Source organism: Streptomyces sp. RLA012 (assembly GCF_056270325.1).
Map to the genome: position 1 here is coordinate 6,775,552 of NZ_JBWDPA010000002.1, position 19,468 is coordinate 6,795,019.

16 protein-coding genes and 1 tRNA gene are annotated in these 19,468 nt (G+C 70.6%); 5 read left to right on the plus strand and 12 right to left on the minus strand.

Going from position 1 to position 19,468, the window contains the following annotated elements; translation table 11 throughout:
* Nucleotides 1-17 precede the first annotated feature (17 nt).
* Nucleotides 18-698, minus strand: a complete 681-nt coding sequence (locus RV986_RS31240) for a TetR family transcriptional regulator (protein ID WP_388406882.1) — start codon at nt 696-698, stop codon at nt 18-20.
* Nucleotides 695-1,705, minus strand: a complete 1,011-nt coding sequence (locus RV986_RS31245) for an acyl-CoA desaturase (RefSeq protein ID WP_475920582.1) — start codon at nt 1,703-1,705, stop codon at nt 695-697. The genes RV986_RS31240 and RV986_RS31245 overlap by 4 nt, the downstream gene beginning before the upstream one ends.
* Nucleotides 1,706-2,011: 306 nt before the next feature.
* Between RV986_RS31245 and ppc the strand changes: the two genes are divergently transcribed.
* A complete protein-coding gene (gene ppc, locus RV986_RS31250) occupies nt 2,012-4,756 on the plus strand; it encodes a phosphoenolpyruvate carboxylase (RefSeq protein WP_475920583.1) in 2,745 nt (914 codons plus the stop codon).
* Between the two features lie 77 nt (nt 4,757-4,833).
* Here ppc and RV986_RS31255 read toward each other — a convergent pair whose 3' ends face one another.
* The 7 genes from RV986_RS31255 to RV986_RS31285 all read right to left on the minus strand — a co-directional run bounded on the left by RV986_RS31255 (nt 4,834) and on the right by RV986_RS31285 (nt 10,592).
* Nucleotides 4,834-5,331 (minus strand): hypothetical protein, encoded by a 498-nt coding sequence (locus tag RV986_RS31255; RefSeq protein WP_475920584.1) that lies wholly within the window; start codon nt 5,329-5,331, stop codon nt 4,834-4,836.
* A 105-nt stretch (nt 5,332-5,436) separates the two neighbouring features.
* Nucleotides 5,437-6,048 carry an aminoacyl-tRNA hydrolase gene (gene pth, locus RV986_RS31260; protein WP_475920585.1) on the minus strand — a complete coding sequence of 204 codons (612 nt, stop codon included), beginning with the start codon at nt 6,046-6,048 and terminating at the stop codon, nt 5,437-5,439.
* Between the two features lie 95 nt (nt 6,049-6,143).
* Nucleotides 6,144-6,728 (minus strand): 50S ribosomal protein L25/general stress protein Ctc, encoded by a 585-nt coding sequence (locus tag RV986_RS31265; protein ID WP_475920586.1) that lies wholly within the window; start codon nt 6,726-6,728, stop codon nt 6,144-6,146.
* Between the two features lie 174 nt (nt 6,729-6,902).
* Nucleotides 6,903-7,877, minus strand: coding sequence for a ribose-phosphate diphosphokinase (locus tag RV986_RS31270; RefSeq protein ID WP_475920587.1), 975 nt, complete (start codon nt 7,875-7,877; stop codon nt 6,903-6,905).
* A gap of 148 nt (nt 7,878-8,025) precedes the next feature.
* Entirely contained in the window at nt 8,026-9,462 is a 1,437-nt protein-coding gene (gene glmU / locus RV986_RS31275; RefSeq protein WP_475924497.1) for a bifunctional UDP-N-acetylglucosamine diphosphorylase/glucosamine-1-phosphate N-acetyltransferase GlmU, read from the minus strand.
* A gap of 183 nt (nt 9,463-9,645) precedes the next feature.
* A tRNA-Gln gene (locus RV986_RS31280) sits at nt 9,646-9,717 on the minus strand.
* Between the two features lie 14 nt (nt 9,718-9,731).
* Nucleotides 9,732-10,592, minus strand: a complete 861-nt coding sequence (locus RV986_RS31285) for a hypothetical protein (protein WP_475920588.1) — start codon at nt 10,590-10,592, stop codon at nt 9,732-9,734.
* Nucleotides 10,593-10,759: 167 nt separating this feature from the next.
* On the opposite strand from RV986_RS31285, the gene RV986_RS31290 reads away from it, so the two are divergent.
* Nucleotides 10,760-12,070 (plus strand): sensor histidine kinase, encoded by a 1,311-nt coding sequence (locus RV986_RS31290; protein ID WP_475920589.1) that lies wholly within the window; start codon nt 10,760-10,762, stop codon nt 12,068-12,070.
* A 269-nt stretch (nt 12,071-12,339) separates the two neighbouring features.
* Here the strand turns inward: RV986_RS31290 and RV986_RS31295 are convergent, their stop codons facing one another.
* Nucleotides 12,340-12,834 (minus strand): SUKH-3 domain-containing protein, encoded by a 495-nt coding sequence (locus RV986_RS31295; protein ID WP_475920590.1) that lies wholly within the window; start codon nt 12,832-12,834, stop codon nt 12,340-12,342.
* Between the two features lie 129 nt (nt 12,835-12,963).
* On the minus strand, nt 12,964-13,473 hold the full coding sequence (locus tag RV986_RS31300) for a YwqJ-related putative deaminase (RefSeq protein WP_475920591.1): 510 nt from the start codon (nt 13,471-13,473) through the stop codon (nt 12,964-12,966).
* A 228-nt stretch (nt 13,474-13,701) separates the two neighbouring features.
* Between RV986_RS31300 and RV986_RS31305 the strand changes: the two genes are divergently transcribed.
* The 3 genes from RV986_RS31305 to RV986_RS31315 all read left to right on the plus strand — a co-directional run bounded on the left by RV986_RS31305 (nt 13,702) and on the right by RV986_RS31315 (nt 18,659).
* Nucleotides 13,702-14,715 (plus strand): SMI1/KNR4 family protein, encoded by a 1,014-nt coding sequence (locus RV986_RS31305; RefSeq protein WP_475920592.1) that lies wholly within the window; start codon nt 13,702-13,704, stop codon nt 14,713-14,715.
* Nucleotides 14,716-14,722: 7 nt separating this feature from the next.
* Nucleotides 14,723-17,536, plus strand: a complete 2,814-nt coding sequence (locus RV986_RS31310; RefSeq protein WP_475920593.1) for an SUKH-4 family immunity protein — start codon at nt 14,723-14,725, stop codon at nt 17,534-17,536.
* Nucleotides 17,537-17,771: 235 nt separating this feature from the next.
* Nucleotides 17,772-18,659, plus strand: coding sequence for a cellulose-binding protein (locus RV986_RS31315; protein ID WP_475920594.1), 888 nt, complete (start codon nt 17,772-17,774; stop codon nt 18,657-18,659).
* Nucleotides 18,660-18,774: 115 nt separating this feature from the next.
* Here RV986_RS31315 and RV986_RS31320 read toward each other — a convergent pair whose 3' ends face one another.
* On the minus strand, nt 18,775-19,344 hold the full coding sequence (locus RV986_RS31320; protein ID WP_475920595.1) for a hypothetical protein: 570 nt from the start codon (nt 19,342-19,344) through the stop codon (nt 18,775-18,777).
* Nucleotides 19,345-19,468 lie beyond the last annotated feature (124 nt).

A 19,468-nucleotide genomic window follows, 5' to 3' on the forward strand; every position in this document is an offset into this window, starting at 1 on the left:
CGCCGTACCCTCCGCCGTCAGCTCTTGCGATGCCCTATCAGGCGCGGCTTCGGCTCCAGGCCGTCCAGGCCGTGCCACGCCAGGTTCACCAGATGGGCCGCCACCTCCGCCTTGCGGGGCTTGCGGACGTCGAGCCACCACTGGCCGGTCAGGGCGACCATCCCCACCAGCGCCTGGGCGTAGAGGGGAGCCAGCTTCGGGTCGAAACCGCGGAGCTTGAACTCGCGGCCCAGGATGTCCTCCACCTGGGTGGCGATGTCCGAGATCAGCGAGGCGAAGGAACCCGTCGACTGGGGGATGGGGGAGTCACGGACCAGGATGCGGAAACCGTCCGTGTACTCCTCGATGTAGTCCAGGAGGGCGAAGGCCGCCTGTTCGCACAGCTCACGGGGGTGGCCGGCGGTGAGGGAGCTGGTCACCATGTCCAGCAGACGGCGCATCTCGCGGTCCACCACCACCGCGTACAGCCCCTCCTTGCCGCCGAAGTGCTCGTACACCACCGGTTTGGAGACCCCGGCCTTCGCCGCGATCTCCTCCACCGACGTGCCCTCGAAACCCTTCGCCGCGAAAAGGGTGCGACCGATCTCCAGCAGCTGCTGACGGCGCTCGGCACCGGTCATACGGGTGCGACGCGCACGCCGCGGCTTTTCACTGCTGCTCGGGGTGCTGCTGGAGTCGGTCGCCACACTGTCAATCATGCCGCGTCGGCGCTCTCCGTCTGGCTCCGGGAGCCGGACCCGTCCGTGTTGCGCTTCGAATCGATACGCGAGCGTGACGGCCAGCGCACGTCGGACGCCCAGCCGAGCTGCTCGCACCAGCGGATGATCCGGGCCGAGGAGTCCACCTGACCACGCTGTACGCCGTGCCGCGCCGAGGTCGGGTCGGCATGGTGCAGGTTGTGCCAGGACTCACCGCAGGACAGCACGGCCAGCCACCACACGTTCCCCGAACGGTCCCGCGACTTGAAGGGGCGCTTGCCCATCGCGTGGCAGATCGAGTTGATCGACCAGGTGACATGGTGCAGCAGAGCCACCCGGACCAGCGAGCCCCAGAAGAAACCGGTGAACGCGCCCCACCACGACATCGTCGCCAGACCGCCGATCAGGGGCGGCAGAGCGAGCGAGAGCATCGTCCAGTAGATGAAATGGCGCGAGATCGTACGGATCGCGGGGTCCCTGATCAGATCCGGCGCGTACTTGTCCTGCGGGGTCCGCTCCTCGTCGAACATCCAGCCGATGTGCGCCCACCACAGACCCTTCATCAGGGCCGGCACCGTCTCCCCGTAGCGCCACGGCGAGTGGGGGTCACCTTCGGCGTCGGAGAACTTGTGGTGCTTGCGATGGTCGGCGACCCAGCGGACCAGGGGCCCCTCGACCGCCATCGAGCCGGCGACGGCCAGCGCGATCCGCAGCGGGCGTTTCGCCTTGAAGGAGCCGTGCGTGAAGTAACGGTGGTAGCCGATCGTGACGCCGTGGCAACCCAGGTAGTAGAAGAACACCAGCAGGCCGATGTCCAACCAGCTCACCCCACGGCCCCAGGCCAGCGGCACCGCTGCCACGAGGGCGAGGAACGGAACGGCGATGAAGAGAAGCAGCGTGATCTGTTCGAGTGACCCCTTCTTCTCGCCACCCAGCGTGGCCGAGGGGACTGGGGTGTCGTTGTCCGAATGCGGGGCGTCGTCGATCACGTCGGAACTCGTGGGCATGAGCGTCCCCTGTGGGGTCGAGGAGGGAGGAGGTGGCCGGATACCGCTCTTACGGTTCCGTAACCTACGGCGTCGTAAGTATGGCAGCGCGCGGCCCGGCGGCAAGAGCCCGCGAGCCTGCGCGCCCGCCCGGACACCTATCCTTGGAGTCGGTCGGACAGCGCGGTCCGTTCTCTTTTCTTCCCGGATGCCACGTCCCTAAGCGGCACCCGCCGCGCGGCCGCCACCCGGGTTCCCTCCCTGACGAGCTTCAGACGAGCTTCCACACTCTTCAGCCGAGCTTCCACACTGCAAGGAGCCGCACCTGTGAGCAGTGCCGACGACCAGACCACGACGACCAGCAGTGAACTGCGCGCCGATATCCGCCGCCTGGGCGACCTGCTGGGGGAGACCCTCGTCCGGCAGGAGGGCCCTGAGCTCCTGGAACTGGTCGAGAAGGTCCGCCGCCTGACCCGCGAGGACGGTGAGGCCGCCGCCGAGTTGCTGCGCGGCACCGAGCTGGAGACCGCGGCCAAACTGGTCCGCGCCTTCTCGACGTACTTCCATCTGGCGAATGTGACCGAGCAGGTGCACCGCGGCCGCGAACTGCGCGCCAAGCGGGCCGCCGAGGGCGGACTCCTCGCCCGAACGGCGGACCGCCTCAAGGACGCCGACCCCGAACACCTGAAGCAGACCGTCAAGCACCTCAATGTTCGCCCGGTCTTCACCGCCCACCCCACGGAAGCCGCCCGCCGTTCGGTCCTCAACAAGCTGCGCCGGATCGCCGCGCTTCTCGAGACCCCCGTCATCGAGGCCGACCGCCGCCGCTACGACACCCGGCTGGCCGAAAACATCGACCTCGTCTGGCAGACCGACGAACTCCGCGTCGTCCGCCCGGAACCCGCCGACGAGGCCCGCAACGCCATCTACTACCTCGACGAGCTGCACGCCGGCGCCGTGGGAGACGTCCTGGAGGACCTCACCGCCGAACTGGACCGCGTCGGCGTCAAGCTGCCGGACGAGACCCGGCCGCTCACCTTCGGCACCTGGATCGGCGGCGACCGCGACGGCAACCCGAACGTCACCCCCGCCGTCACCTGGGACGTCCTGATCCTCCAGCACGAACACGGCATCAACGACGCCCTGGACGTCATCGACGAACTCCGCGGCTTCCTGTCGAACTCGATCCGCTACACCGGCGCCACCGAAGAACTCCTCGAATCCCTGAGGACCGACCTGGAGCGGCTCCCCGGAATCAGCCCCCGCTACAAGCGCCTCAACGCCGAGGAGCCCTACCGCCTCAAGGCCACCTGCATCCGGCAGAAGCTGGAGAACACCAAGGAACGCCTCGCCAAGGGCACCCCCCACGAGGCCGGCCACGACTACCTCGGCACCGGCGAACTGCTGCGCGACCTCACCCTCATCCAGACCTCGCTGCGCGCACACCGGGGCGCGCTGTTCGCCGACGGCCGCATGAACCGCACCATCCGTACACTCGCCGCCTTCGGCCTCCAGCTCGCCACCATGGACGTACGCGAACACGCCGACGCCCACCACCACGCGCTCGGCCAGCTCTTCGACCGCCTCGGCGAGGAGTCCTGGCGCTACGCCGACATGCCCCGCGACTACCGCGCCAAGCTCCTCGCCAAGGAACTCAGGTCCCGGCGCCCGCTCGCCCCGACCCCCGCCCCGCTCGACGCCGCGGGCCACAAGACCCTCGGCGTCTTCGAGACGGTCAAGAAGGCCCTGGAGATCTTCGGCCCCGAGGTCATCGAGTCGTACATCATCTCCATGTGCCAGGGCGCCGACGACGTCTTCGCCGCCGCCGTCCTCGCCCGCGAGGCCGGACTGCTCGACCTGCACGCCGGCTGGGCGAAGATCGGCATCGTGCCGCTCCTGGAGACCACCGACGAGCTCAAGGCCGCCGACACGATCCTGGAGGACATGCTCTCCGACCCCTCCTACCGCCGTCTCGTGGCGCTGCGCGGGGACGTCCAGGAGGTCATGCTCGGCTACTCCGACTCCTCGAAGTTCGGCGGCATCACGACCTCCCAGTGGGAGATCCACCGCGCCCAGCGGCGTCTGCGCGACGTCGCCCACCGCTACGGCGTACGCCTGCGCCTCTTCCACGGCCGCGGCGGCACCGTCGGCCGCGGCGGCGGCCCCTCCCACGACGCGATCCTCGCCCAGCCCTGGGGCACCCTGGAGGGCGAGATCAAGGTGACCGAGCAGGGCGAGGTCATCTCCGACAAGTACCTGGTGCCCTCACTGGCCCGCGAGAACCTGGAACTGACGGTCGCCGCCACCCTCCAGGCCTCCGCCCTGCACACCGCGCCGCGCCAGTCCGACGAGGCACTGGCCCGCTGGGACGCGGCGATGGACGTCGTCTCCGACGCCGCCCACTCCGCCTACCGCAGGCTCGTCGAGGACCCGGACCTGCCGGCGTACTTCTTCGCCGCCACACCCGTGGACCAGCTCGCCGACCTGCACCTCGGCTCACGGCCCTCCCGCCGCCCCGACAGCGGCGCCGGGCTCGACGGACTGCGGGCCATCCCCTGGGTCTTCGGCTGGACCCAGTCACGGCAGATCGTGCCCGGCTGGTTCGGCGTCGGCTCCGGCCTCAAGGCCCTGCGCGAAGCGGGCCTGCGGCAGGAAGGGGACACCGTGCTCGACGAGATGCACGAACAGTGGCACTTCTTCCAGAACTTCATCTCCAACGTCGAGATGACCCTCGCGAAGACCGATCTGCGGATCGCCCGCCACTACGTCGACACCCTGGTGCCGGACGAGCTGAAGCACGTGTTCGCCACCATCGAGGCCGAGCACGAACTGACGGTCCGCGAAGTGCTCAGGGTGACCGGCGGCCAGGAACTCCTGGACACCAACCCGGTGCTCCAGCAGACCTTCTCCATCCGCGACGCCTACCTCGACCCGATCTCCTACCTCCAGGTCGCCCTGCTCAAGCGCCAGCGCGACGAGGCCGCCGCCGGCGCCGAGCCGGACCCGCTGCTCTCGCGGGCCCTGCTGCTGACGGTCAACGGCGTCGCGGCGGGGCTGCGCAACACCGGCTGATCCCGGCCGACCCCCCAGGAGCACGCACGGTGCCCCCGCGTTCGTACGAACACGGGGGCACCCTCAACCCTCATGGCTCACAAGAGCAGGAACGTGGCCGTCAGCTGGGCGATCCCCGCCCCCGCCAGCACCCACGCCGCCCGCGTCAGCCGCAGCCCGCCCGCGACCACCACCGACGCGAGCAGCAGGGCACCACCGAGCGGTACCCAGGCATAGAGGATCCCGGCCGGGCCACTGCGGACCACATCACTGCTGCCGGGCTTCACCGTCACCGTGTACGTCCGGCCCTTGCGCACCGCCACCGTCTCGTCGATGGTGACGCGGGCCCGCGCCAGGGACCCCGTCGAGGTCGGCGCGTACGGTCCCGTACAGGTGTCGCCCGAGCACTCCCGCACGGTCATGGTCCCCTGCTCCCGGCCCTTGCCCAGCATCACGTGCTGGGCCGTACCCCAGGAACCCCAGACGCCCGCGATCAGGATCAGCGCCACGACCGTACCCATCGCCGCGAGCCGCCCGAACCGCAGCGCCGGATGCGCGCTCCGACGGGGGCCTCGATGTGTGGCGACGGCAGGCATGGCGGCGATCCTTGGCCATCGCCGCGCGCCCGGTCAACCCCGGTCAGCACCGGTGGGCGACAAGTCGGCAGTTGTACGCGTACATCGACCGCCCCCGGCCGTCGCTCAGGAGTTGTACGTGCTCTGCGCCCGCTCCAGCCCCTCGATCACGAGGCACTCCGCGGCGTCCGCCGCCCGGTCCACGAAGTAACCGAGCTCCTTGCGCTCCGCCGACGCGAAGTCCTTCAGCACGAAATCGGCGACCTGCATACGGCCCGGAGGGCGCCCGATGCCGAAGCGCACCCGGTGGTAGTCGGAGCCCATCGCCTTCGTCATCGACTTCAGCCCGTTGTGGCCGTTGTCGCCGCCGCCGAACTTCAGACGCAGCATGCCGTAGTCGATGTCCAGCTCGTCATGGATCGCGACGATGTTCGCCGTCGGCACCTTGTAGAAGTCCCGCAGCGCGGTCACCGGGCCGCCGGACAGGTTCATGAACGACATCGGCTTGGCCAGGATCACCCGGCGGTTCGCCGGACCGGGCGGCCCGATACGCCCCTCGATCACCTGCGCCTGCGCCTTGCCGGCCCGCTTGAACCTGCCGCCGATCCGCTCCGCCAGCAGGTCGGCGACCATGAAGCCCACATTGTGCCGGTTCATGGCGTACTCGGGGCCGGGGTTGCCGAGGCCCACGATCAGCCAGGGGGCGTTGGCGTCGGTCGTCACGTCGGTGTCTCCCATATGTCCTTCGAACTACGAGCCGTGTCCTTGATACGCGGCAGCCGCCGCTCCGGGTGGGAGCGGCGGCTGAACACGGATGAGGATTCCGGGCCGAATCAGGCCTCGGCGGCCACTTCGGCGCCCTCGGCGCTGGGCTCCTCCGCCTGGGCGGCCAGAACCTGGAGAACGACCGCGTCCTCGTCGATCGCCAGCGTGGTGCCCGCGGGGAGCGGGATGTCCTTGGCGAGGATGGCGGCGCCGGCCTCCAGGCCCGCGATGGAGACGGTGACCGACTCGGGGATGTGGGTGGCCTCGGCCTCGACCGTCAGCGTGCTCAGCACGTGCTCGAGGAGGTAGGAGCCCGGAGCCAGTTCGCCCTCGGTGTGGACGTAGACCTCGATGGTGACCTTCTCGCCGCGCTTCACGGTGAGCAGGTCGACGTGCTCCAGGAAGCCCTTGATCGCGTCGCGCTGCACGGCCTTCGGGATCGCCAGCTCGGTCCGGCCCTCGATGTCCAGGGTGAGCAGAACGTTCGGGGTACGCAGGGCGAGCTGCAGCTCGTGGCCCGGCAGCGTGATGTGGACGGGGTCGGCACCGTGGCCGTAGACCACGGCCGGAACCTTGCTCTCACGGCGGATGCGGCGGGCGGCGCCCTTGCCGAACTCGGTACGGGGCTCGGCGGTGAGCTTGACCTCGGACATGTGCACTCCTCGTAGAAAAAAGGGGGGGAACGTGGTCACCCGGCCAAACATCGGCCTGCTACGAAGAGCGCGTCGATAACGGACCGCCGCACACGCCTTCTCAAGCGGTACGGCCTCCCTCGCCGAGCAACCCGAGCAGTCTACTCGGCAGGGAGGCCACACCCAAAAGGATCTTTACTGCTCCTCGAAGAGGCTCGTCACCGAACCGTCCTCGAAGACCTCACGGACCGCGTTCGCGATCGTCGGCGCGATCGAGAGCACCGTGATCTTGTCGAGCTCCAGCTCGCCCGGCGTCGGCAGGGTGTCCGTGAAGATGAACTCGCTGACCTTGGAGTTCTTCAGACGGTCGCCTGCCGGACCGGAGAGCACGCCGTGCGTGGCCGTGACGATGACGTCCTCGGCACCGTGTGCGAACAGGGCGTCCGCGGCGGCGCAGATCGTGCCACCGGTGTCGACCATGTCGTCGACGAGGACGCAGACGCGGCCCTTCACATCACCGACGACCTCGTGGACGGTCACCTGGTTGGCGACGTCTTTGTCGCGGCGCTTGTGCACGATCGCCAGCGGGGCGTCGAGACGGTCGCACCAGCGGTCGGCGACACGCACACGGCCGGCGTCCGGGGAGACGACCGTGAGCTTCGCCTTGTCGACCTTCGCGCCCACGTAGTCCGCGAGGATCGGCAGCGCGAACAGGTGGTCGACCGGGCCGTCGAAGAAGCCCTGGATCTGGTCGGTGTGCAGGTCGACCGTGAGGATACGGTCGGCGCCCGCCGTCTTCATCAGGTCGGCGATCAGACGCGCCGAGATCGGTTCACGTCCACGGTGCTTCTTGTCCTGCCGCGCGTAACCGTAGAAGGGCACGATCACCGTGATGCTCCGGGCGGAGGCCCGCTTCAGAGCATCGATCATGATCAACTGCTCCATGATCCACTTGTTGATGGGAGCCGTGTGGCTCTGCATCAGGAAGCAGTCGGCACCGCGCGCGGACTCCTGGTAGCGGATGTAGATCTCACCGTTGGCGAAGTCGAAGGCCTTCGTCGGGACAACCCCGACACCCAGCTGGTGGGCGACCTCCTCGGCAAGCTCGGGGTGGGCGCGGCCGGAGAAGAACATCATCTTCTTCTCGCCGGTCGTCTTGAACCCGGTCACAGCACAGTCTCCTCAGAGGTGTCTCGGCTGGGGCGTGAGAGGTCTTCCCGGCCGGAGTGCGAGAAGCCCTCTCGGCCGGGGGTACGGGTGCGCACCTGTCGGGTGCGCACTTATCACGGTACGCCGTGCCAGACGCACCTGTTTCAGGTCAGGCTTCGCCTTCCGGCTTCCGGGAGGCCGCCTCCGCCGCCTTCGCGGCCGCGCTCCCCGGGCGCTTGCGGGCCACCCAACCCTCGATATTCCGCTGCTGGCCCCGGGCCACGGCCAGTGAACCGGGCGGCACGTCCTTGGTGATGACGGAGCCCGCCGCGGTGTACGCGCCGTCCCCGACCGTGACAGGAGCCACAAACATGTTGTCCGAACCGGTACGGCAGTGGGAGCCCACCGTGGTGTGGTGCTTCTCCTGCCCGTCGTAGTTCACGAAGACGCTCGCCGCACCGATGTTCGAGTACGCGCCGATCGTCGCGTCGCCCACGTAGGACAGGTGCGGGACCTTCGTACCCTCGCCGATCGTCGCGTTCTTCGTCTCGACGTACGTACCGACCTTGGCCTTCAGCCCGAGGCGGGTGCCCGGACGGAGGTAGGCGTACGGGCCCACGGTCGCCCGCGGCCCGACCTCGGCGCCGTCGGCGACGGTGTTGTCGATACGGGCCCCGGCGCCCACTCGGGTGTCCTTCAGGCGGGTGTTGGGCCCGACCTCGGCGCCCTCGGCGAGATGCGTGGCGCCCTGGAGCTGGGTGCCCGGGTGGACGATCGCGTCCTGCTCGAAGGTGACGGTGACGTCGATCCAGGTCGAGGCGGGGTCGATGACGGTCACCCCCGCGAGCATGGCCTCGGTGAGCAGCCGGTCGTTGAGGATGCGACGGGCCTCGGCGAGCTGGACGCGGTTGTTGATACCGGCGATCTCGCGGTGGTCGCCGGCGATGGAGGCGCCCACACGGTGCCCGGCCTCGCGCAGAATCCCCAGGACGTCCGTCAGGTACTCCTCACCCTGGCTGTTGTCCGTCCGCACCTTCCCGAGCGCGTCCGCGAGCAGCTGCCCGTCGAAGGCGAAGACCCCGGAGTTGATCTCCCGGATCGCGCGCTGCGACTCACTGGCGTCCTTGTGCTCGACGATCGCGGTGACCGCGCCGCTGGCGCCGTCCCGCACGATGCGGCCGTAGCCGGTGGCGTCGGGGACCTCGGCGGTGAGCACGGTGACGGCGTTGCCGTCGGCGGCGTGGGTGGCGGCGAGGCTGCGCAGGGTCTCCCCGCTGAGCAGCGGGGTGTCGCCGCAGACCACGACGACGGTGCCGTCCGCGGCGCCGCCGCCCAGCTCTTCGAGGGCCATGCGGACGGCGTGCCCGGTGCCGTTCTGCTGGGCCTGCACGGCCGTCCGTACACCGGGGTCGATCTCGGCGAGGTGTGCGGTGACCTTCTCGCGGGCGTGGCCGACCACGACGACCAGGTTCTCGGGCTCCAACGCGCGTGCGGCCGCGAGCACATGGCCCACCAGGGAACGGCCGCACAGTTCGTGCAGGACCTTGGGAGTGGCCGACTTCATACGGGTGCCCTCACCCGCTGCGAGAACGACGACGGCTGCCAGTGGGGTTTCCCCTGCTTGAGCGAAGTCGAGAGCTTGGGGAGGATTGGCGCTCACGGGTATGTCCTTCGGCTTCGGATGGCTGGGGTGTGGACATCCGCAGGATACCGGGGCGTATCAGGAGGGACATGGGAGCGGGCCCTGACATGGCTGTCAGGGCCCGAACCAAGGCCTTGTGTGCTGCGGCTCCCCCGCAAGGATTCGAACCTTGTCCTACTGGTACCAAAAACCAGTGTGCTGCCGTTACACCACGGGGGATGGCCCTTGAGACCTTACCCGAGTCGGGTCTGAGTCTGGGCCACGATTCTGCCCCACCAGCCTTCAATGCGGCAGTAGAGCTCCGCTCCTTGCAGAACTCGGACGACGAGGCAACCGCGGTACGTGTCGCCGACGTTCTTGCGGACGGTCTTGGGGTTGTGCTTCTTGAGCGTTGTCGGTTGGAGGGCGGCGGCGTCGATGTGGACGAGGTCGGCCCAGTACCGCTCGGCGGTGGCCACATCCGCGGTTTCGTGGATCATGACGCGGAAGCGCAGCCGTTCTCGTGGCATGTCCAGCAGATCCAGCCACGCGAGGTAGACCTGAATCACTCCGGGGTCGCTGTTGATGAAGATGACGGATTCCCGGCGTTGGTACGGTTTGCTCTTCTGTCCCTCGGCCCAGTAGAGGGCGACCCCGGCCATGAACAGTTCCCGGTCGGACAGTTCTCCGATGGACTCGGCAGCCTGTCGCTTGGTTTCCTCGCGTACCCGGTCCTGCTCTGCGCGCAGTCGTGCGAGCCCCGCATTCATGCGGGCTCGCTGTTCCTCCGGGGTGCAACGGGGTTCCGGGTGGGGCAGATCCCGCACCCACAGCGAAACCGAACTCTTCGAGCAGCCCAGCTCCGCCTGGATCTCGTTGTACGTCCAGCCCTGCCCCCGCAGCTCCCGAGCCCTGTCCCGCAGGTCGTCCTTCGCTCGGGGGCGTTTCGTCCACTCCGGAGGCGGCTCGCCCGCGACGAGGCGTTGGAGGGTCTCCTTGTTGTGGACCTGAAGTTCGTCCCGGATCTGCCGGAGGCTGAGTCCCGCCCGGCGCAGTGTGATCGCTCGTTCGCGCAGGTTCTCGAAATCCGCGTACTTGCCCTGTGGATGTGCCATGGGCATACCGTCCGGGCGGAATGCGGGCTTCCGGGGTCGAACGGTGAGCGATTCAGCAGTTCGAGGGATACCGGACGGTTTCGCTTCTGTTCGATTGCGGAGCGTGGTGTGAGCCAGTAGGCGAAAGTCACCGGAAAGGGGGCGGGGGGCGAACGTAGGCTGGAGGCATGACCACGACGGGGGAAGAACACACCGCGGCCGGGACCGGGCCGTGGTGGTGGGTCAGATGGCGCAGTGCCGTACTGGACGCGAGCCTCACGCTGGCGTCGGCGATCGAATGCGGGATCGAGGGGATTCCGTTCGCGCGCGACGCCGGGCTGCCGGTCGTGGTGGGGGTGGGGTTCGGGCTGATCGCCGGGTCGGTGCTGTTGTTGCGGCGCCGGTGGCCGATCGCCGTGGTGCTGGTGTCGATCGCCATCACCCCCGCCCAGATGGGGTTCCTGATGGGGCTCGTCGGGCTGTACACGCTCGCCGCGTCCGAACTGCCGCGCCGGATCATCGGGGCGCTCGCGGGGATGTCCTTCGCGGGGATGCTGATCGTCACGTTCGTACGGGCGCACCAGGGCGTGGGGGTGCGTGGGGATGTGACGATGGGGGACTGGTTCGTTCCGTTCGTCTCGATCACGACCGCCATCGGTATGACCGCTCCGCCCGTTCTGCTCGGGTTGTACGTGGGGGCGCGGCGGCGGCTGATGGAGAGCCTGCGGGAGCGTGCGGATTCGTTGGAGCGGGAGTTGCAGTTGCTCGCGGAGCGGGCCGAGGAGCGGGCGGAGTGGGCGCGGAACGAGGAGCGGACGCGGATCGCGCGGGAGATGCACGACGTGGTGGCGCACCGGGTGTCGCTGATGGTCGTGCATGCGGCGGCGCTTCAGGCCGTGGCGCGGAAGGATCCCGAGAAGGCCGTGCGGAACGCGGCGCTGGTCGGGGACATGGGGCGGCAGGCGTTGACCGAGTTGCGCGAGATGCTGGGTGTGCTGCGGACGGGGGAGGGGTTTGCGGCGCGGGTGCAGCCGGTGCCGTTGGCGGCGGTGGGGGTGGCGGCTGCCGCGGCGGCGTCGCGGGCGGTCGACGATGCGGGTGAGGGGCCGTCTCTTGCGGAACTGGATGAGTTGATCGGGCAGTCGGCGGCCGCGGGGATGGTGGTGGAGCTCTCGGTGGAGGGGGACATCCGGTTGTACGCGCGGCAGATCGAGCAGACGGCTTATCGGGTGGTGCAGGAAGCGCTGACGAACGTGCACAAGCATGCGGCCGGGGCGAAGACGCATGTCCGGTTGGCGCATCGTGACGCGGAGATCGCCATGCAGGTGGAGAACGAGTGTCCGCCGGAGCCGGGGGTCTCCGATGTGCGGTTGCCGAGTGGTGGCAACGGGCTGCTGGGGATGAAGGAACGGGTCGCGGCGCTGGGTGGGGTGTTTGTTTCCGGGCCTACGGATGCGGGAGGGTTTCGGGTGTCGGCGGTGATCCCGGCCGGCGCGTGAGAGGGCTTTTCCTCGCCCCCGCCGCCCCTACCCGTCCCATCCCTGGGGGCTCCGCCCCCAGACCCCCTTATCGGCCTGAACGGCCTCGTCCTCAAACGCCGGACGGGCTGAGTGGTGCCGGCCTGTGCGATCAGTCCCACACCCACACCCACACCCGCAGCCGCAGGAGTCCGGGCGGCCGGAGGATTCGGGGCGCAGCCCCGACCTCAGGGGCGCGGGGAACTGCGCGAGCAACCCCCACCCACCCGCAGTCGAAGAACCCCGGGTGGTCAGACGGCTGTCAGGCGTACCGGTTCCATGCCTGAGAGGAGGGCCGTCAGGGCTGTGTCGATTTCAGGGCCCAGATACCAGTCCCCGGTGTGATCGAGGGTGTAGACGCGCCCCTCGGCGTCGATGGCGAGCAGGGCGCGGGAGTCGGACTCCTCGCCGAGGGGGCAGACGTCGGTGTCCAGCGCGCGGCCGAGGTCGCCGAGGGTGCGGGCCATGTGGAGGCCGTGCAGGGGGTCGAAGTGGAGCGCGGCCGGCGCGAGCTGGCGGCCGGGGCCGGACGGAGTCACCCGCAGGCCGCCGAATTCCGCCCACGCCTCCACGGCGGCCGGGAACACGGCATGCCGGTGCCCCGCGGGTGACTCGTGTCCCCGCAGTGCGTCGGCCCAGTACTCGGCCTGCTGTATGTCCCAGCGTCCGGGCTGCCATCCCGCGGAGCGCAGGGCGGCGTCGACGGGGGCGGGGAAGCGTGTGGAGGGGGTGCGGTCGGCGTGCATCTGCCCTTCGTTCGTCGAGTGACATGGACCGGCGTCGTCATCGCCGTGGTGCGTACGGGTGAGGAGGGGGGAGGAGGGGTGAGGAGGGGGGAGGGGCGCGGGGGTGGGAAGTCTGGAGTTCGGAGGGGGTCAGGAGCCGTCGGCCGGCGCTGTCGGGTCGACGACGCGGACGCCGAAGTGTTCGCTGAGCGCCCTGCAGGCGCGGCAGGGCGTGGCGAAGCTGCCGTGCAGCGGGTCGCCGTCCTCGCGGATGCGGCGGGCGGTGAGCTTGGCCTGTTTGAGTGCCCTGCGGGCCTCGCCGTTGGTCATCGGCTTGCGTGCGGCCCGTTTGGTGCGGGCGGCGTCGAGGGTGGTGATGTGCCGGGAGATCAGGATCGCCTCGGCGCAGCGGCCGGTGAAGCGGTCGCGTTGGGCGTTGGTGAGGGTGTCGAGGAAGTCCTGGACGAGGGGGTGCAGGGCGGGTGGCTGGTCGCCGCGTGCCGCGGTGCCGGTGAGGGTGGCGCCGCGTACGGAGAGGGCGGCCGCGACGGTCGGGAGTATGCCGTCCCGGCGGTGCAGGAGGGTGGGGACGTGCGGTGCCTCGGAGCTGCTCCAGCCGACTCTTGGGTCCCCGGACGTGCCTGTATGCGTCGCGTTCATGATCATTATTCCCTCCCGTGCATCCCCCGATGCGGCTACAGACTGCCAAATGGCGTGGCCGGTGCGGTAGCTGGGGCGCGCGACACGCCCGGGCTTCGTCGTACCGTCACGGCGGGGTGACGGCAGGTCACGGAACCGGAGGCCCGGTGACCGGTGTCTTCCAACCGCATAGGCTGTCGACATCCGCGATCCATAGAGCTATTGAGAACGCCGCAGGGGGCAACCGTCATGACGACAGGTCGGCTCGGGCAGCAAGCCGCGCCGCCGAACGCGGCGTACGCCGGGCAGGTCGTGCATTTCCCGGATCCGGTCCGGGCCGCTCGCCATCCCAGAGGCGTACGGATCGATGCGCACGGCTACCCCGACTTCTCGCCGTACGCGCGTGCCGCCGCGGAGATCGCCGAGCCTCCGGAGGGTTTCGGCGTGGACGAACTGCGGTTGACGGACTATGTGTCCGCGAACGCCGCGCTCGCCGCCGTGGGGCACGACCTGTGGGACACGATCCCGTCGGTGGCCACTCCACACGGCTGGACGTGGCATCACGTGTCGGGCACGCGGCGGCTGGAGCTCGTTCCCGTCGAGGTCAAGGCGTTGCTGCGGCACCACGGCGGTATCGTGACGGCGGCCGTGGACCACGGCAAGCGGGGGACGCGGCCGTTGCAGGAGACGCGGCCCGCGCACTTCGGGCTGCCGAAGTCGTCGGTCGCGGTGAGCGAGCAGCAGGTGCTGGCGGTCGAGGAGGATCTCGGTTACCGGCTTCCGGGTGCCTATCGGTCGTTCCTGAAGGCGGCGGGTGGATGCGCGCCCGTGGGTGCCGCGCTCGACGCCGACTTGGGTCTGTTGGTGGACCAGCCGTTCTTCACGGTGCGCGAGGAGGCCGCCGTGAACGACCTCGTCTACATCAACAAGTGCCTGCGCGACCATCTGACCAAGGACTATCTGTGCATCGGGTTCGTGCAGGGCGGTCTGCTCGCCGTCAAGGTGAAGGGTGAGGCGATCGGGTCGGTCTGGTTCTGCGCGTACGACGACGCCCGGGACCAGGACGGCTGGCCGCCGGCCGAGCGGGTGCGGCGGCTGCTGGTGCCCTGCGGTGGCGACTTCGACCAGTTCCTGTCCCGGCTCGCGGGCAATCCGCCGGAGTTGGCGACGGTGGCGAACCTGATGGTGGACGGCGGCTTCGCGCGTGCCGTTCCTGTCGACTCAGTGGCTTCGGCGCCTTCGGCGTCCTCGGTGGGGGAGTGAACTTCCGATGGTGACCTTCGCGCAGGCGCAGGAGCGTGCGGAAGAGTGGATCAACGGCGAGGTGCCCGGCTACCAGCACCGCGAGGTGCGGGTGAGGGAGTTCGAACTCGGGTTCGTGGTGTGGGCCGAGGACCGTGCCGAGGGGCCGCGCTCCGACGGGGGCGTGCAGCGGCTCGTCATCGCGCGGGACAGCGGTGAGGCCACGCTGTGGCCCGGGCTGCCGATCGGTGAGGTGATTCGCCGGTACGAGGAGGAGTACGGGGTGCCGGAGGTGTCCCCGGAACCGGTGCCGGCGGCTCAGGCTCGGGTCGACCTGAACCAGACCTCGTTCTTGCTGAGTCCTCCGGAGTGGTTGCAGGAGGCCGCGGACAGGCTGGGGATTCCGGATCGGCGGCGGGACGCGGGCACGGGAGCGGGGGTGTCCGGCACCAACGGGGGTGCGGCGGGCGCTGCTTCGGTGGGCGGCGGTTCGGTGGGCGGCGGTTCGGCGGTTGCGCCGCCGGGTGTGCCGTCGGGTGTGTCCGGGAACTCGGGGGCGCCCGGTGCGCCTTCCAGGCCGGGGGCGCACGCCGCGTCCCCCGGAGCTACGCCGTGGCCCGCCGCGGCGGCCGGTGACGAACGGGACGTGGGACCGCAGGACGCCGTGGGAGTGCCCGCCCCGCCCCCGGGGGCGACCCCGTGGACGGGGACGGACATCACCGCGGACGCGGGCGACGACCGTTCCGTACCGCTGCCGGCGACCGTTTTCGCACCGCCGTTGACCGATGCCGACGACGAGGCGGGTCCGCGGACGTCGCCGGGTGTGGCCCCGGACGCCAAGACGGCCCTGATGTCGGGCGGCAGTCAACTCCCGCGGACGGCGCAGGCGCCCGCGCTCGGCGCCTCCAACTCCGGCCCGCCGTCGTACGGCTATCCCCAGGGTGGTCCGGGTGGTGGTCCGGGTGCGCCCGGTACGCCGCCTCCGGGTGCGCCCGCGTACGGCTTCCCGCAGGGGCCCGGTGGTGTTCCCGGCACTCCGCCGCCGCCTCCCCCGCCGCCTCCGGGCTCGCCCGGGTACGGCTATCCCCAGGGACCGGGCGGTGTGCCGAACCCTCCGCGGCAGGCCCCGCTGCCGCCGAACGCCAGTGACATCGCCGACGCCGCGACCAGCAAGGCGCAGGCGCCGCCGCGGGGCGCGCGGGGCGGTGGCGTGAGCGCGCCGCCTCCGCCGAGCGCCCCGGGTGTGCCGGGTGCGCGGCCGGGCAGTGCGCCTCCGCCCCCGCCGTCCGGGCCCGGTGCTCCGGGCACCCCGGCGGGCGGGTACGTACCGACGCAGCTCGTTTCGCAGCTCGGCCCGGACGGGCCCGGAGGCCCGGCAGGTCCGGCAGGGCCGGGTGCGCCTGTCGTGCCGGGTGCTCCTCCGCAGCCTCCCGCTCCGGGGGGTACGCCTCCCGGCGGTGTCCATCACGCCGCGACCATGCTGGGGGGCCCGCCCGCCGGCGCGCCTCAGCCGCCGGGCGCCCCCGGCACGCCCGGTGCGCCCGGTGCCCCGGGCGGTCAGCCCCCCGGCGGCGTCCACCACGCGGCCACCATGCTGTCCGGACCGCCGGTCGGCCCGCCGGTCGGTCCCCCGGTCAGCGGCCCCGGCGCACCCGCGCCCCCGCCGGCCCCCGGCATGCCCCAGGGCGCGCCGCAGCCGATGCAGGGCCAGTCGGCGCCGGGTCGGCCCATGCCGGGTCGGCCCATGCCGGGACAGCCCATGCCCGGTCAGCCCATGCCCGGACAGCCCATGTCGGGGCACGCGATGCCGGGGCAGCCCATGCCGCCCGGGCAGCAGCCCCCGGCGTACGGCTACCCGCCGACCGGTCAGCCGACCGTCGGCCCGGGCTATCAGGCCGTACTGCGCTACCGCGCGCAGGACGGCTCGGAGCAGCAGCTGATCCGGCGTTCCGCGCCGGGCACTCCGCACCCGGAGTGGCAGATGCTGCACGAGCTGCGGGCGATGAACGTGCCGCCGCAGCAAGTGCTGGAGCTGCACACGGAGTTGGAGTCGTGCGAGCTGCCGGGCGCGTACTGCGCGCGGATGATCCGGGAGACCTGGCCGCAGGCGCGGATCACCAGCATCGCGCCGTACGGCACGGACCACGCGAGCCGTCAGCAGGGCATGCACCAACTCCTCGCGCATCAGGGCGAGTTGCACCAGGTGGCGGACGGTCCCGCGCGGCCGGCGCCGGTACGGGCGCCGATTCCGCCGGTGCAGCCCGCGCCGCCGGTGGCGCCGGAGGCGATCGGGCAGGAGCTGGCGGCGGCGTTCGGGCCGGGGTTGTTCCGGTTCGACCAGGCCGCGGTGTCGCGGCAGGGCGTCCCGAACCTGGTGGCGCACACCCTGGTGGTGGCCGGACTGCCGGTCGACATGGGGCCGTTCTTCTGGGCGCAGGCCCAGCCGGGCCGTCCGGTGCCGACGCTCGCGGAGCTGGCGCAGGAGCGCGGGGTGCGGCCGGCCGCGGACGCGGGCTCGTACCTCGTCGTGGGCAGCGACTTCGGCAAGGCGATCTGTGTCCAGTACGGGACGGCGAACATCGTGGCCGTGCCGGTGGAGGCGGGTCCGGGCGGTGCCTCGATGCCGGCGCAGTTCGTGAACACGGGGCTGCCCGAGTTCGCGCGCTGTCTGGCCCTGCTCGGCCGGATGTGGCGGCTGCGGTTCGGGCTCAACCAGGAGCAGGCGGGCCGCTGGACCGTCGACTTCCAGGCCCAGCTCGCCTCGCTCGATCCGGCGGCGCTCGGCTCTCCGGAGAGCTGGTGGTCGGTGCTGCTGGAGCAGATGTGGGACGGGCTGTTGTGACGCACGGCTGAGACTGGTTTCTCGGGTGGTTCCTGGGCGGTTCCCGAGTGGCTCTTGGGTACTTCTTGGGTAGTTATTGGGTGGGATCGGGTCGTATGACCGGGTCCCACCCATTTTTTTACCCATCACGACCGAAACGGGTGGGCGGAGTGTCGCGTTATGAACACTTACGCCTGATCCACCAAGATATGCGCCACATCATGTCGTAGGGCGCATGTCGGAGAGGGGTCCCAGGATGAGCAGCGCATCGGTGTCGCCGCACGGCTTCATGGCCGTACGGGGGCGCGGTTACCGTCCCGAGCAGGTAGACGCGTACGCCACCGCGCTCTCGCGGGACCGCGACGCGGCCTGGGAACGCGCCGCCCGGCTCACGGTCCTGGCCAGGGAGATGGACGCGGAGGTGCGGCGGCTGCGGGAGGTGGTGGCGCGGCTCGCCCCGCAGACGTACGAGTCGCTCGGCGAGCGCGCCCACCGGCTTCACGAACTCGGCGTGGAGGAGGCCGAGTCCGTACGTGAGAACGCGCGCGCCGAGGCCCGTCGCGTCGTCGACGAGACCGAGGCGGCCGGGGTCCGGGCGCTGGAGGAAGCCCAGGCGTACGCCGACGAAGTGCGCGCCGAGGTCGAGGAGCGGGCCCGGCAGCGGCTCCTCGGCGCCCGTGCCGTCGCGGACGAGATGCGGATCGCCGCCCGCCGCGAGATCAAGGAGGGCCGCGGGGAGGCGCTGGCCGCGCTGCGTGAGGTGCGGCAGCGGACGGCGGGGCTCTTCGAGGAGCAGGAGCGGGAGCACGTCGAGCGCTGGGAGGAGGCGGAGCGCGCGGCTGTCGAGCGGGTGGCCGCGCTCGACGCACACCACGTGGAGCGGGCGGCGCGCGCCGAGCGTGCCTTGTCCGAGGCCAGGAATGCCTTCGCCGAGGCCGAGGAGTCCGCCCGGCGCGGGCAGGAGGACGCGGTGGCGCGGGCCGACGAGGTGCTGGCCGAGGCGCGGGTACGGGAGGAGCACATCGCCCGGGAGACGGAGCGGGTGCTGCGCGAGCACGGAGAGCGGTGGGACGACGTACGGGCGCAGATGGACAACGTACGGTCGAGTCTGACCACTCTGACGGGACGGGCCCCGGCGGAGTAGGCAGGCGGGCGCCGCTGCCTCGGCCGCTCCGCGGCGCGGTTCCGCCCGCCCCACGGGTACTTCGGTGACCTGGGGTGTTACCCGTCGCGTCACCCGCGTTTGCGCCGGGCGTTCCTCAGCAGTTCCGCTCCGCTTTCAGTTTGAGCACGACGATCTGCACCTTGGCGGCGTCCAGGTGGCCGCGGACGACCGTGTCGGGGACGAAGCGGAAGACGTACATGGCCTTGGGACGGTTCGGTACCGCCGTCCAGACCGTGCCCATGAGCGAGATGTCCTCGTCGAGCGAACCGTCCTGCGGGTAGGCGGGCTTCGGGTAGGCCTTCTTGACCTGTGCGTACGTCGACCCGGCCCCGATGCCCTCCGGTGTGTGCACGTTGTCGGCGGTGAGCCGGCTGATGCCGAGCCTGCCCGACCAGCCGACCGTGATGCGGTTCGTGCCGGTGTCCGACATGCACGCGCCCTTCGTTTCGGCGCGCTTGTCGAACGCGCCGGTCGCGGCGGCCTCGTCGAGCGTCATACCGATCCGCAGGGGGCCCAGCCCGTCGGGGCCGAGGACACGCGCAGGGGCCTCGGAGGTGACCGGTGAGGCGAACAGGCCGCCGGGGCCGGTGTCCGGATCCGTGCCGGAAGCCGTGCCGGAATCACCGTCCCCGATCGTGATCTCGCAGCCCGCGAGCAGGATCACGGCCGCGAGGCCCCCTGCCGCTGCGAGCGCGCGTCTTCCTCGTATGAGTGCGCGTACGCCTGCGTACATCATTCCCCCCCCGTGATCAGCTCCGACATCGGCCGACGTCGGCTGTCATCGGCTG

Coding starts and splice junctions, on each gene's coding strand:
- RV986_RS31240 (WP_388406882.1), bottom strand. CDS start 698: ATGATTGACAGTGTGGCGACCGACTCCAGCAGCACCCCGAGCAGCAGT.
- RV986_RS31245 (WP_475920582.1), bottom strand. CDS start 1,705: ATGCCCACGAGTTCCGACGTGATCGACGACGCCCCGCATTCGGACAAC.
- RV986_RS31255 (WP_475920584.1), bottom strand. CDS start 5,331: ATGCCTGCCGTCGCCACACATCGAGGCCCCCGTCGGAGCGCGCATCCG.
- pth (WP_475920585.1), bottom strand. CDS start 6,048: ATGGGAGACACCGACGTGACGACCGACGCCAACGCCCCCTGGCTGATC.
- RV986_RS31265 (WP_475920586.1), bottom strand. CDS start 6,728: ATGTCCGAGGTCAAGCTCACCGCCGAGCCCCGTACCGAGTTCGGCAAG.
- RV986_RS31285 (WP_475920588.1), bottom strand. CDS start 10,592: ATGGCACATCCACAGGGCAAGTACGCGGATTTCGAGAACCTGCGCGAA.
- RV986_RS31290 (WP_475920589.1), top strand. CDS start 10,760: ATGACCACGACGGGGGAAGAACACACCGCGGCCGGGACCGGGCCGTGG.
- RV986_RS31295 (WP_475920590.1), bottom strand. CDS start 12,834: ATGCACGCCGACCGCACCCCCTCCACACGCTTCCCCGCCCCCGTCGAC.
- RV986_RS31300 (WP_475920591.1), bottom strand. CDS start 13,473: ATGAACGCGACGCATACAGGCACGTCCGGGGACCCAAGAGTCGGCTGG.
- RV986_RS31305 (WP_475920592.1), top strand. CDS start 13,702: ATGACGACAGGTCGGCTCGGGCAGCAAGCCGCGCCGCCGAACGCGGCG.
- RV986_RS31310 (WP_475920593.1), top strand. CDS start 14,723: ATGGTGACCTTCGCGCAGGCGCAGGAGCGTGCGGAAGAGTGGATCAAC.
- RV986_RS31315 (WP_475920594.1), top strand. CDS start 17,772: ATGAGCAGCGCATCGGTGTCGCCGCACGGCTTCATGGCCGTACGGGGG.